Raw genomic sequence first — 14454 nt, forward strand, 5'->3', positions numbered from 1 at the left:
ATTTTGCGACCCCATAAAAGAAGATTGATAGAGTTTTTAGAGTCCCTAAAATAAGTTCAATTAATTTTTTCAGTCCATAAAAAAGAATTATCGGATGCCCTAAAAGGAAGTGGTAATTGCTTTAATACAGTGGAAGTTGGAAAAAAAGGTCAGGTTTTGTCAGGTTCTCCGCAATTAAAAATATTGGAGAACCTATAATGTAAAACCTAATTCCACTTTAGGTTGCTAACATCGAAAGTAAACTGTTTTTTTCCTTCTTGATAAAAAGGTAATTCAATAACTAACTTTTGACTATTTTTTACATTGTTAATAATTTTAGCTTCTGTTTTATCATAGGCTACAAAAAGCGTGTCAGCAGAATGTGTGTCGGGTTCAACCAAAGTAATTGATTCAATATTATTGTTATCAAATTTAAAGGAAGCTTCACAGCTTCTTAACCCACATAAGAATTGCCCCTTTGAGATCATAAGGATCACGTCTACATCGTTCTTATGTTTTCTCAATGTTAAATATAATTCTGATCCACCATTATATGGGAAATCAAAATCAACTTTGTTTTGACTGGTTGTAACTGCAAAGACAGTTTTTTCATTTCTCATTTCGTCATTTTTTTCTGAATACTCCCAATTAGAAGGAGTTTTTTCAATGGTAATAGAGGCGGAGTCAGAAAGTTGCTTTATATCACTGTTAGATTGGGATTGGTTTGTAGTCTGATTTTTTTCATTAGATGATATACACATATTGATAAAAAACATTACGACAAGAAATAAACCGATCCAAGCAAGAATCCCCGTTTTTTTCTTTTGCTTGACTCCACAACTGGGGCAGCTTTCAGCTTTGTCACTTATTGGAGTACCACATTCGTTACATGGCTTGATAGTCATTTTTATTTACCTTATTTTTGATATTTATAGCAAATTAGTCAGTTTTACTAAGTTAATAAGTAATGCTTAAATTTTTAAAACTAGACTTTTTATTAGGAGTAGATTAGCAATAATCTACATTTTAGTTAAATAAATTTAATATACTAGAAATTGTCATAAGCTTTTGATTGAAATTTAAATGTACAAATTTCTTGCAACTATTTTAATTGGTTGGTTGTTATTTCCTTTAGCTCATGCAGACATAATAGAATTAGAACAAAGTGATCGTTCATTAGATAGAATTGATCAATTGACAATGAAGCTTGCAACAGGATCATATGGTAATGAAAGTGAGGGGAGTGAAAATTATAGAGAAAATTTAGATCCGATAAGCAATAAAGATTCACAACAAAATCAAGAACCCTTTCCATTAGTCTTTCAAGAGCATTATAGGAAATTAGGTATCACAACCCTTTATCCAGACTCTCAAGTTAAGTACAGTACAGAAGGTAGAACTTATTTTGAAATCAAAAAATTCAAAAATAATGTATTGATGGTCAGGGATATTGAATCAGATATAGTAACGTTTAGTGATCTTGATGTTGATGATTCTGCTTCAAAATCATGGAATATAAGTTGTAGTGTCGATCAAATTACTGATGAAAAAATATGCATGATTTATAAGTTTGGTGTAAGAATAATGAAATCATCAAAATTAGGTGTATTAATTTCAGTTACTGGAGATACGGAAAAACTCAATACTAGACAGTATCAATATCTTAGAGTTGATAAAAATCCTGCTTTCAAGACTCATAGTCTATTCACTGGAAATGATGCAATAAAAATTATTTCTCAAATGAAAAATGGAAGTATGGCATATACAAGGTTTTATGAATGGTCAGATTCATATGAGGAATCGCTTTCACTCTATGGTTTTTCGGCTGCTTACCAGACTATGAATTTGATGTTTCAAAGGTTGGAATAAGAATGATCTGTACACTCATTTGTACACCAGATGTAGGTTGTATAAAAAAATAAATATTTATCAATATGTTTTGATTTAGTTGGAAGTTGGATATACCTACCAGGATCGCGTTATTTTAGCCACTTTTTAGTGCTAAAATTAAGATAAAAAATAAATAAAATCAATAATTTATATCTATTTTTGTATACTTGAAAATTCCCGCAAATTCCCTGAAATTGAAGCATCTTTGTATCATAAATTTTATAACAGTATTCCTGTCCTATTTATGATTCAAGGTGGTTCTTATGTTTCAGAAAAACATTCAAAAACGCCCACTTAGTGAAAAAATTCTAGCGACTCTACACCCCAAAGATCGAGACTATCGTGAACACGATGGCAATGGCTTGTATATTGTGATAGCCCAAAATAATACAAAGTTTTGGCAGTTTCGCTATAAAAATGCTGATGGGAAATGGGCTTGGATCGGGATAGGTACATATCCACAAATCAGTTTGCTCATGGCTCGGCATAAAGCACATGAATATAGAGAGGCCTTGGCTAAAGGTGAAGATTTAAAAGCACTGAAAAGATTGCACAAACAGCAAAATAAAAAAGAAACTTTATATTTTCAAAATCTCATGTGTGATTGGCTGAATATTAAGGTCAAGCAATGGGGGGAAGTCACCTATAACAAAGCTGAAAAATCGATCTATAAACATCTTATTCCTGCTTTTGGTGGACGAGACTATGTCGATATTTCTGCAAAAGAGTGGTTTGAATTCTTTCAAGGTCTGCAACGTAATTTAGGTATCCATACACAAGTTGAGAAGCTCGTGGCGTATGTGCGCTCTTGTTATGATTGGGCAAAATTTCAAGGCAAAATAAACTCCAATCCCATTGACGGAATGATGAAGTATCTAGATCGCCGCCACAATAATAATATGCGGTTTATTGAAATTGAGGAAATGCCAGTTTTATTGGAAAGAATCCGAACTTGTAAACCACGTGCGATTGGAATTGGTTTGGAATTAATGATTCTACTTTTTCCCCGTCCAAGTGAATTACGCTTTGCACGTTGGGAACATTTTGATTTACAAAAAGCATTATGGACAAAACCTGCCGAAACTACTAAAACACGTCAACTGCATCAAGTACCACTTTCGCATCAAGCCATTCAATTATTAAAAGAGTTGAAAGAAATTCAGCCTGAATCCGACTATTTATTCCCAGGTCGTGGAACGTTACACCAACCGATCAGTAATATGACCTTTAATACCAACTTAAATAAGCTTGGTTATGAAGGGCGACAGCATCCGCACGGGTTTCGACATCTAGCTAGTACAGTGATGAATGAAATGTTTAGTCATAAAGGACAAGTGATTGAAGCATGTCTTGCACATAAGAAAAAAGGGGTAAAAGCGATATATGACAAAGCTCAACATTTGGATGAACGTAGAGTTTTGATGCAATGGTGGGCAGATTTTGTGAACTAATTAAAAGCTTAATAAAAAAATTAGCATTTTTTTCTCCGTTTTATAGGTTTGGGGATGGGATTTTTTTTCTTGTGATATTTCTCGCGGTATATGAATAAGAACGAGATTAATCTCATGAATAGAAATTCAATAACTGCAGTAACAAAAAGAAATGATACTTTGCTCATGTCGCTTGAGAGTGAGCCGAAAGATTACCGATTGCTTGTTCAAGACAAACTGTACCTCTATGTTCAAAAGACAGGCAAAAAATATTGGCAAATCAGATATAAAAAAGCAGACGGTAAATGGAGTTGGTACGGTCTAGGGGTATTTCCAACGATAAATATGAAACAAGCAATTCAATTGGCGAACGAGTTTACTCGTCAATGCGAGGAGGGTAATTTTTCTTTTGGAAAAAATACTCAATCTAATAAATATAAACTGCGTACCTTAATGGACAGCTGGTTGAATGTATCAAAAGGAAAATGGGGTAAAAAATACAATAAATCAGTAGTCAATGCAGTTAAAAAGCATGTGTATCCTGTATTTGGCGAACGTGATTTCAGAAGTATTACATCTCAGGAGTGGTCAACTTTTTTTCTAGGCTTGATTGAAAATCATTTAATGTCAGTCAGGGAGAAACTGTATGGTTATGTTAATTCTGCCTATAGATGGGCGACAATCCAATATAACTTACAGGCAAATCCTTTGCCAGCAATCAACGAGTTTCTTCCTAAATATAAGAGAAGGGAACATGAACATATTGATATTAGCGAACTAGATCAGTTCTTAAAGGATATTCGTGCTTATCCCGTTCAGGATGTCAGTATTGGATTAGAGTTAGTTTTATTGTTATTTCCTAGACATGGAGAAATGCGCCAAGCGAAATGGGAACAATTTAACTTAGAAAAAAAATATTGGATCAAACCAAAAGAGATTATGAAAAATGGAAAAGTACATAAAGTATACTTATCTCACCAAGCTGTAACATTACTTAAAAGATTGAAAGCGATTCAAGAACCTTCAATATATTTATTTCCAAAGCGAGGAAATGTGAATGATCATATGAGTGAGGGGCGATTTACAACGGCGCTAGAAAAAATGGGGTATAAGGATCGGATGACTGTACACGGTGTAAGGTATCTTGCAAGTACCACATTAAATAATGCTTTTAGTGGTAAGTGGCAAGTTATTGAAGCAACTTTGTCCCATAAAAAAGGAGGTGTGAAGGGGGTTTATGATAAAGCAGACCATTTTGATGAGTCGGCTGAAATGATGCAGTGGTGGGCTGATTATATTAATAATCCGAACATAAAGAGAAAGAGTAAAACTAAAATACGAAAAGCATATGGTATCTATAAAACGCCTAGAGTGTATAAAAAACCTAGTCTTTCAATATAGCCTATAAATAAAAAGCCCCTGTAAATAGGGGCTTTTTATTATCCAAAATGAAATTCTGGTACTAATTTTCTGAAAGTATGTTTCACATCATCAAAAGTTAAACTAGGGGATTCATCGAATAAGCTTTCGATCCAAATATAGAGTGCGCGATGATCACTATATGAGCAGTCATCACCTAAGTATTTTGCGAGGTGATATTCATTTGGGATTCCATATTCATGAATCAGTTGCATTAATATTCTACGTATTTCTTGGTCTTTAAACATAAGGCTGAACCTTTATTTTTGTTTACATCTCTTTTTTAATATAGAAATGATGTTGATTCAATTGAGATATGTAACTGAAGTTTAATGATAAAGTTAATTCTAGGTCATGAATTAAAAAGACTAAAATTAACCCGAATCCTGTTTAAGCCGATGACTCCATAATTTGAATTGTTGGCTTATTTTTATGGATCAATTGATATGCACACAAGGACGCGTAAATCCCTCCTAGAAATCCATGAACACTGCGTGCTTTGCTTGTCACTAAATTGTACTGACCTTTCAATAAACTGAATAAAGTCTCTATCTTATTGCGCTGTTTTAAGTGATATTTATCTGCCTCAGAAAGTTGTGTAGCCTGCATATTTTTTCGATGATAGGTAATTAAATCAATGCCTTGCTCTTTTAATCTAATCTTCAGTTCTTGACTAATATAGCCACGATCTCCATACAGCTTTGCTTCCATCTCTTTAACGAGTCTCTCAACCATTTTTATGTCAGCAACATGTCCATTCGATAAAGCAGAACAAGCAATTTCCCCAAATTGGTTCATTGCAATGTGCAATTTACAGCCATAAAACCAGCCCATTGAACTTTTACCACGAGATGCAATTTTAGCTAAAGATTTATGGCGTTGAATACGTTGATTTTTACAAACTGGCAAAGTCGTTGAATCAATCCATAAATATTGTGTACCTTGGTCTTTCATCAGCACCACATGTAAAGCGTGTAGAGCCAATTGGTGCATATTGATCAGATGAATCATCCTTTGATAGCAAGGCAAATACTTAAATAAATGGTTTTTATCTTCTTTTAACCAAATGAAAAATGCTTTGAAATTATTGAAATGAGAACATTTATACCAGATCGCGATAAAACAGATTTCTGAAATGGTTAAATGAGCAGTTCTGATTCTTAACGAACGATTACTTTGCTTAAGAAAATTCCAATAGGTTGCTTCAAATTTGAGAAAGAAATCATCAATTAAGCAGAATAATTCGGTACTATTAAACATCGGGACTAGAGTTGTGAGTTTTGTGTGGTAACTCAACTGATGGCTCTAGTCCTTCTATTTTTCAAGTTAATTTCTTATCCGCGATTCGGGTTAAATTAAATAATCAAATTGACTAAAGGTTAAAATAAAAACATATAGCAATCAAAATTTTATATAGAAATTAATAAAATTGTATTTATGTTTATTTAATGTAATCTTACTGGTTTATTTCTGTAAAACAGAGGGTTGATTCATGTCAAAAGAAATTTTAATTTTAAAAGAAGGCATCAAGACAACTTTAGAGGCTAGCCAAGTAGAAAATATTGTTCAGCAGTCGGAACAGATTATTGTAAAGCTCAAGAATGGTGAGCAAATTATCCTATCTAAAACTGAAAATTTTTCTATTGATGTTTTGGAGAATAATAAAAGCATATTGCGACTAGATTCTTCTAATCTAGAAAGCCTGAGTGAATTAGAAAAATTTTTAGCGCAGGAATCAAATTTTTGGTTCGATAATAAATTTATTACTTATGGTGGCGGTGGACTTTTAACAGCAGGAGTTGTGGCTGCAGCAAGTAGTGGTGGAGGTGGTAGTACATCAGGAGATATAACTCCCCCAGTGACATTGACGCAGGAATTATCTGCAGACAATAAAACCGTAACAGGTACGACTGAAGCAAATGCAACGGTGACGGTAAGTTATAACGGTAAAGTGATTGGCACTGCAGTTGCAGGTACTGATGGCACATACAGCGTGACCTTGGACAAGGTGTATAACAATGGTGAGAAGCTAGAGGTTATTGCAACTGACACAGCCAATAACAGTACAACACCAAATAGCATCATAGCGCCTGATAAAACAGCGCCAGCAAGCTTAACGCAAGCGATCAGTGCTGATGGTCAAACGATCACAGGTACAACTGAAGCTGGCGCAACAGTCACAGCAACATTCAATGGTCAAGTGGTTGGTACAGCGGTTGCAGGTACAGATGGTCAATACACATTGACACTGAATCCAGCATTCACCAACGGTGAACAGCTTGCAGTGATTGCAACAGACAAAGCCAATAACAGCACCAAGCCAAACACTGTCACAGCACCAGATAGCACAGCCCCAGTGACCTTGACGCAAGTATTGTCAGCAGACAATAAAACCGTAACAGGTACGACTGAAGCAAATGCGACAGTGACGGTAAGTTATAACGGTAAAGTGATTGGCACTGCAGTTGCAGGTACTGATGGCACATACAGCGTGACCTTGGACAAGGTATATAACAATGGTGAGAAGCTAGAGGTTATTGCAACTGACACAGCCAATAACAGTACAACACCAAATAGCATCATAGCGCCTGATAAAACAGCGCCAGCAAGCTTAACGCAAGCGATCAGTGCTGATGGTCAACGATCACAGGTACAACTGAAGCTGGCGCAACAGTCACAGCAACATTCAATGGTCAAGTGGTTGGTACAGCGTTGCATACAGATGGTCAATACACATTGACACTGAATCCAGCATTCACCAACGGTGAACAGCTTGCAGTGATTGCAACAGACAAAGCCAATAACAGCACCAAGCCAAACACTGTCACAGCACCAGATAGCACAGCCCCAGTGACCTTGACGCAAGTATTGTCAGCAGACAATAAAACCGTAACAGGTACGACTGAAGCAAATGCGACAGTGACGGTAAGTTATAACGGTAAAGTGATTGGCACTGCAGTTGCAGGTACTGATGGCACATACAGCGTGACCTTGGACAAGGTATATAACAATGGTGAGAAGCTAGAGGTTATTGCAACTGACACAGCCAATAACAGTACAACACCAAATAGCATCATAGCGCCTGATAAAACAGCGCCAGCAAGCTTAACGCAAGCGATCAGTGCTGATGGTCAAACGATCACAGGTACAACTGAAGCTGGCGCAACAGTCACAGCAACATTCAATGGTCAAGTGGTTGGTACAGCGGTTGCAGGTACAGATGGTCAATACACATTGACACTGAATCCAGCATTCACCAACGTGAACAGCTTGCAGTGATTGCAACAGACAAAGCCAATAACAGCACCAAGCCAAACACTGTCACAGCACCAGATAGCACAGCCCCAGCGACCTTGACGCAAGTATTGTCAGCAGACAATAAAACCGTAACAGGTACGACTGAAGCAAATGCGACAGTGACGGTAAGTTATAACGGTAAAGTGATTGGCACTGCAGTTGCAGGTACTGATGGCACATACAGCGTGACCTTGGACAAGGTATATAACAATGGTGAGAAGCTAGAGGTTATTGCAACTGACACAGCCAATAACAGTACAACACCAAATAGCATCATAGCGCCTGATAAAACAGCGCCAGCAAGCTTAACGCAAGCGATCAGTGCTGATGGTCAAACGATCACAGGTACAACTGAAGCTGGCGCAACAGTCACAGCAACATTCAATGGTCAAGTGGTTGGTACAGCGGTTGCAGGTACAGATGGTCAATACACATTGACACTGAATCCAGCATTCACCAACGGTGAACAGCTTGCAGTGATTGCAACAGACAAAGCCAATAACAGCACCAAGCCAAACACTGTCACAGCACCAGATAGCACAGCCCCAGCGACCTTGACGCAAGTATTGTCAGCAGACAATAAACCGTAACAGGTACGACTGAAGCAAATGCGACAGTGACGGTAAGTTATAACGGTAAAGTGATTGGCACTGCAGTTGCAGGTACTGATGGCACATACAGCGTGACCTTGGACAAGGTATATAACAATGGTGAGAAGCTAGAGGTTATTGCAACTGACACAGCCAATAACAGTACAACACCAAATAGCATCATAGCGCCTGATAAAACAGCGCCAGCAAGCTTAACGCAAGCGATCAGTGCTGATGGTCAAACGATCACAGGTACAACTGAAGCTGGCGCAACAGTCACAGCAACATTCAATGGTCAAGTGGTTGGTACAGCGGTTGCAGGTACAGATGGTCAATACACATTGACACTGAATCCAGCATTCACCAACGGTGAACAGCTTGCAGTGATTGCAACAGACAAAGCCAATAACAGCACCAAGCCAAACACTGTCACAGCACCAGATAGCACAGCCCCAGCGACCTTGACGCAAGTATTGTCAGCAGACAATAAAACCGTAACAGGTACGACTGAAGCAAATGCGACAGTGACGGTAAGTTATAACGGTAAAGTGATTGGCACTGCAGTTGCAGGTACTGATGGCACATACAGCGTGACCTTGGACAAGGTATATAACAATGGTGAAGCTAGAGGTTATTGCAACTGACACAGCCAATAACAGTACAACACCAAATAGCATCATAGCGCCTGATAAAACAGCGCCAGCAAGCTTAACGCAAGCGATCAGTGCTGATGGTCAAACGATCACAGGTACAACTGAAGCTGGCGCAACAGTCACAGCAACATTCAATGGTCAAGTGGTTGGTACAGCGGTTGCAGGTACAGATGGTCAATACACATTGACACTGAATCCAGCATTCACCAACGGTGAACAGCTTGCAGTGATTGCAACAGACAAAGCCAATAACAGCACCAAGCCAAACACTGTCACAGCACCAGATAGCACAGCCCCAGCGACCTTGACGCAAGTATTGTCAGCAGACAATAAAACCGTAACAGGTACGACTGAAGCAAATGCGACAGTGACGGTAAGTTATAACGGTAAAGTGATTGGCACTGCAGTTGCAGGTACTGATGGCACATACAGCGTGACCTTGGACAAGGTATATAACAATGGTGAGAAGCTAGAGGTTATTGCAACTGACACAGCCAATAACAGTACAACACCAAATAGCATCATAGCGCCTGATAAAACAGCGCCAGCAAGCTTAACGCAAGCGATCAGTGCTGATGGTCAAACGATCACAGGTACAACTGAAGCTGGCGCAACAGTCACAGCAACATTCAATGGTCAAGTGGTTGGTACAGCGGTTGCAGGTACAGATGGTCAATACACATTGACACTGAATCCAGCATTCACCAACGGTGAACAGCTTGCAGTGATTGCAACAGACAAAGCCAATAACAGCACCAAGCCAAACACTGTCACAGCACCAGATAGCACAGCCCCAGTGACCTTGACGCAAGTATTGTCAGCAGACAATAAAACCGTAACAGGTACGACTGAAGCAAATGCGACAGTGACGGTAAGTTATAACGGTAAAGTGATTGGCACTGCAGTTGCAGGTACTGATGGCACATACAGCGTGACCTTGGACAAGGTATATAACAATGGTGAGAAGCTAGAGGTTATTGCAACTGACACAGCCAATAACAGTACAACACCAAATAGCATCATAGCGCCTGATAAACAGCGCCAGCAAGCTTAACGCAAGCGATCAGTGCTGATGGTCAAACGATCACAGGTACAACTGAAGCTGGCGCAACAGTCACAGCAACATTCAATGGTCAAGTGGTTGGTACAGCGGTTGCAGGTACAGATGGTCAATACACATTGACACTGAATCCAGCATTCACCAACGGTGAACAGCTTGCAGTGATTGCAACAGACAAAGCCAATAACAGCACCAAGCCAAACACTGTCACAGCACCAGATAGCACAGCCCCAGCGACCTTGACGCAAGTATTGTCAGCAGACAATAAAACCGTAACAGGTACGACTGAAGCAAATGCGACAGTGACAGTAAGTTATAACGGTAAAGTGATTGGCACTGCAGTTGCAGGTACTGATGGCACATACAGCGTGACCTTGGACAAGGTATATAACAATGGTGAGAAGCTTGAAATTATTGCTAAAGATCAGGCGGATAATGCAGTAACGAAAAACTTATATGCTCCAATTGCTCAGTTAGAAAATGCAGATGCACACTTTGAATTAGCTGAAATATTTGAAACACAGACGGTATTGAAAGATGACATCGTCTATAGTCAGCAAGATCAAAGCTCGATGTATATTTATGTTGATTTTGAAGTCACAGGTGAAAATTCATTAATTCTTCTCAGCTTAACTAACGCATCGGGCAGTATAAATGGTTCTTATAACTACAGTATCTACGGAAATGGAATAAGTTCTTCTAGTTCTAAAACAATTTCAAGCATAGGTTTAAGTTATCAAGATATTATTCTTGTAGAAGGGTTGGCACCTGGTCATTACACTTTACAGCTCGATGCATATTCTTGGAATACGGATTTTGAGTTAGTCGTAAAACAAGAAAAACTCGTAAATGAATTGGTGTTCGAAGGCTATGAAACTGTAGTCGGTCATATTTTTGCTGATGTAAATGGTAAAGTTTCAGCCCCACAAAGCTATATTCTAAAAGTAGGTGACCAAGAAATCCGAGTTGAAAATGGTAAGGGCGACGTAGAATCCATCACCTATCATACTCAGCATGGTTCTCTTACATTAAAAGCCAATGGCTCTTATACATATCAGTCAAGTTGGTCTGAATCAGGTTTAGATGCAAAAGGTTTGAATGATCAACTCAACATTCAAATTATCAGTATGGATGGTCAAGCCAAAAGTGATTATCAAGTTTATATCACCACGGATATTACACCACCTGTTGCAGGTGAGTTGATCTTTACTAATTTTGAAGATTCTGGCATCTCGGCAATTGACGGCATTACAAATGACGCATCGTTTGATTTATCGATTCAAGGCAATGAGCTAAATAGTACAGTCGAGTATCAGTATTCAACAGATGGTGGTGTGACTTGGACTAAATTTGATCGTCAATTTGATTATTGGGGTGATGGATTCAACTTCTTCGATGAAGGTACATATAGCTTTAGAGCGAAAATAACCGATTTTCTAGGTAATGAAAGCTACACTGATATTAAAACCATTACAGTTGATTTGACTGCACCTGAGTTGCAATCTGTATTTAGTTATGATGCGCAGAATGATCAAGTCATTTTCAATGCACCAAAAGATGAATATGAAGTTTACAAATGGGTAAATGATGAATGGCAGGCTGTGAAGCTGAACAATACGGTAGGTTGGGATTCAGCCAAATATAAAGTTGTTGCAACTGATGTTGCTGGAAATACAGCAGAGATAATATTTAATATTGGTGAAGTTTCTGGAACGTATAAACCTGATTCTTCGGCAGATCAGAATATTATTAAAGGTACTGAGGGAAGCGATTATCTCTATGGAGGTGATGGCGATGATATATTAATTTCATATGGTGCTGGAGATCGTCTGTATGGCGGTAAAGGTGACGATACACTAATTTATGGAGGAAATTCTAATCAATATATGCTTTTACAGGGTGGAGAGGGTGTTGATACTTATATTATTGATAAAAAATTATTAACGAATGGTAGTTACATTCATTTGTTAGATGAAGGGTGGACCACTCCTTTAAATAATATTTTATATTTGAATTCTGTTTTACCAGAAGAAGTACACCTGAAACATATATCAAGTGGATTTGAAATTACATTTAATGATTTAAGTGCAAAAATATCAGTGAGCTATGATCCTATTAACAGGATTTACTTTGATGATGGTACAGTGTGGGATCATGAATATATTAAATCCTTAGGTAAGTTGGTAGGCACTGAAGAAAATGATGAATTGTTAGCTGATTCTGAAATATATGTCATTGAAGGATTAGGCGGAGATGATTATTTAATTGGAGGAGAACAAGACGACTTACTATATGGTGATGCTGGTGATGATACTCTTATCGCACTTGGTGGCACAGATAATTTATACGGTGGACAAGGTAATGATATCTTCATCGTAAGAGAAGGAATTCGAGCCACATTACATGGTGATGAAGGTAGTAACACTTATGTAGTCAATAAAGATTATCTGAAAGGCTATGTACATATTTTGCCAGATTCTAATGCCACTGATACTTTAAAGTTAGAAGGTTTCAATATTAATGATTTAGTAGTTACCTCTAAATCAAATGATCTAGAAATTACATTTAATCAAAGTACAGGAACAATTAATATTTATAATCAATTATCTTCTTATGGTGGAGGTGTTGACTTTATTGAATTTGATGACGGCACCATTTGGGATCGTGAAACAATCTTAAATAAAGTCAATGCGCCTCAATATGCACAGTTCTCAATAGGTGAAGAATCGCTACATGATGTATTGAGTGTAGAAGATGCTGATTTATTCGATCATTCTGCTGATGGGATGTTATTGAATGAGAACCTAGTGACATCATTGTTAATTGAATCAACTGATAACGAAATTGACTTAACTCAATTCGTTGGTGATGTAACCGAAACTACTGCATCTGCATCGGGTATTGATACTGCTACCTTAGTTAGCAATTATCGAGTAGATGTATATGATGAGTTGTTGATGACTAATACAATGAACATCTAATATTATTTGGCTTTAAATAATATTCTAGTTTTAAAAAAACCGAGTTAAGAAATTAGCTCGGTTTTTATTTGAATTAATGGAAAACTTTCTTAAAAAATTGACATAAAGTTCAAGATTATTGTTGAAAATAATAGCTTAAAAAAACCTGAATCGCGGATAAGAAATTAACTTGAAAAATAGAAGGACTAGAGCCATCAGTTGAGTTACCACACAAAACTCACAACTCTAGTCCCGATGTTTAATAGTACCGAATTATTCTGCTTAATTGATGATTTCTTTCTCAAATTTGAAGCAACCTATTGGAATTTTCTTAAGCAAAGTAATCGTTCGTTAAGAATCAGAACTGCTCATTTAACCATTTCAGAAATCTGTTTTATCGCGATCTGGTATAAATGTTCTCATTTCAATAATTTCAAAGCATTTTTCATTTGGTTAAAAGAAGATAAAAACCATTTATTTAAGTATTTGCCTTGCTATCAAAGGATGATTCATCTGATCAATATGCACCAATTGGCTCTACACGCTTTACATGTGGTGCTGATGAAAGACCAAGGTACACAATATTTATGGATTGATTCAACGACTTTGCCAGTTTGTAAAAATCAACGTATTCAACGCCATAAATCTTTAGCTAAAATTGCATCTCGTGGTAAAAGTTCAATGGGCTGGTTTTATGGCTGTAAATTGCACATTGCAATGAACCAATTTGGGGAAATTGCTTGTTCTGCTTTATCGAATGGACATGTTGCTGACATAAAAATGGTTGAGAGACTCGTTAAAGAGATGGAAGCAAAGCTGTATGGAGATCGTGGCTATATTAGTCAAGAACTGAAGATTAGATTAAAAGAGCAAGGCATTGATTTAATTACCTATCATCGAAAAAATATGCAGGCTATACAACTTTCTGAGGCAGATAAATATCACTTAAAACAGCGCAATAAGATAGAGACTTTATTCAGTTTATTGAAAGGTCAGTACAATTTAGTGACAAGCAAAGCACGCAGTGTTCATGGATTTCTAGGAGGGATTTACGCGTCCTTGTGTGCATATCAATTGATCCATAAAAATAAGCCAACAATTCAAATTATGGAGTCATCGGCTTAAACAGGATTCGGGTTAAAAAAATGTTGTTAATGGCATTTTTAGATTTTATTT

At 37.4% G+C, this 14454-nt stretch carries 12 protein-coding genes; 10 read left to right on the forward strand and 2 right to left on the reverse strand.

Annotated features, from left to right (window positions below; translation table 11 throughout):
* Window positions 1-206: 206 nt before the first annotated feature.
* Window positions 207-884 (reverse strand): hypothetical protein, encoded by a 678-nt coding sequence (locus tag GFH30_RS04960; protein ID WP_153371179.1) that lies wholly within the window; start codon window positions 882-884, stop codon window positions 207-209.
* Between the two features lie 178 nt (window positions 885-1062).
* Between GFH30_RS04960 and GFH30_RS04965 the strand changes: the two genes are divergently transcribed.
* From GFH30_RS04965 to GFH30_RS04975, 3 genes are all read left to right on the forward strand, one after another.
* Complete coding sequence (locus GFH30_RS04965) at window positions 1063-1848, forward strand: hypothetical protein (RefSeq protein WP_153371180.1); 786 nt, start codon at window positions 1063-1065, stop codon at window positions 1846-1848.
* Window positions 1849-2132: 284 nt separating this feature from the next.
* Window positions 2133-3320: a tyrosine-type recombinase/integrase gene (locus GFH30_RS04970; RefSeq protein ID WP_153371181.1), complete on the forward strand. Its 1188-nt coding sequence runs from the start codon at window positions 2133-2135 to the stop codon at window positions 3318-3320.
* 114 nt (window positions 3321-3434) lie between these two features.
* On the forward strand, window positions 3435-4700 hold the full coding sequence (locus tag GFH30_RS04975) for a tyrosine-type recombinase/integrase (RefSeq protein ID WP_171501079.1): 1266 nt from the start codon (window positions 3435-3437) through the stop codon (window positions 4698-4700).
* Between the two features lie 408 nt (window positions 4701-5108).
* Here GFH30_RS04975 and GFH30_RS04980 read toward each other — a convergent pair whose 3' ends face one another.
* Entirely contained in the window at window positions 5109-5978 is an 870-nt protein-coding gene (locus GFH30_RS04980) for an IS982 family transposase (RefSeq protein WP_153371183.1), read from the reverse strand.
* A gap of 232 nt (window positions 5979-6210) precedes the next feature.
* On the opposite strand from GFH30_RS04980, the gene GFH30_RS04985 reads away from it, so the two are divergent.
* The 7 genes from GFH30_RS04985 (at window position 6211) to GFH30_RS05015 (ending at window position 14403) form a co-directional block, all read left to right on the forward strand.
* Window positions 6211-7458: an Ig-like domain-containing protein gene (locus tag GFH30_RS04985; protein WP_153371184.1), complete on the forward strand. Its 1248-nt coding sequence runs from the start codon at window positions 6211-6213 to the stop codon at window positions 7456-7458.
* Complete coding sequence (locus GFH30_RS04990; RefSeq protein ID WP_153371185.1) at window positions 7416-7997, forward strand: Ig-like domain-containing protein; 582 nt, start codon at window positions 7416-7418, stop codon at window positions 7995-7997. The genes GFH30_RS04985 and GFH30_RS04990 overlap by 43 nt, the downstream gene beginning before the upstream one ends.
* Window positions 7994-8605, forward strand: coding sequence for an Ig-like domain-containing protein (locus GFH30_RS04995; protein WP_153371186.1), 612 nt, complete (start codon window positions 7994-7996; stop codon window positions 8603-8605). The genes GFH30_RS04990 and GFH30_RS04995 overlap by 4 nt, the downstream gene beginning before the upstream one ends.
* Before the next feature lie 26 nt (window positions 8606-8631).
* Window positions 8632-9249 (forward strand): Ig-like domain-containing protein, encoded by a 618-nt coding sequence (locus GFH30_RS05000; RefSeq protein ID WP_153371187.1) that lies wholly within the window; start codon window positions 8632-8634, stop codon window positions 9247-9249.
* The gene (locus tag GFH30_RS05005; protein WP_153371188.1) at window positions 9221-10312 is read left to right on the forward strand and encodes an Ig-like domain-containing protein; all 1092 of its coding nucleotides are present in this window, start codon (window positions 9221-9223) and stop codon (window positions 10310-10312) included. Before GFH30_RS05000 ends, GFH30_RS05005 begins: the two co-directional genes overlap by 29 nt.
* 8 nt (window positions 10313-10320) lie before the next feature.
* Entirely contained in the window at window positions 10321-13299 is a 2979-nt protein-coding gene (locus GFH30_RS05010) for an Ig-like domain-containing protein (protein ID WP_227551614.1), read from the forward strand.
* Window positions 13300-13533: 234 nt separating this feature from the next.
* Entirely contained in the window at window positions 13534-14403 is an 870-nt protein-coding gene (locus tag GFH30_RS05015; protein WP_153371190.1) for an IS982 family transposase, read from the forward strand.
* Window positions 14404-14454: the final 51 nt, after the last annotated feature.

Source organism: Acinetobacter wanghuae (assembly GCF_009557235.1).
GTDB classification, from domain to species: Bacteria; Pseudomonadota; Gammaproteobacteria; order Pseudomonadales; family Moraxellaceae; genus Acinetobacter; species Acinetobacter wanghuae.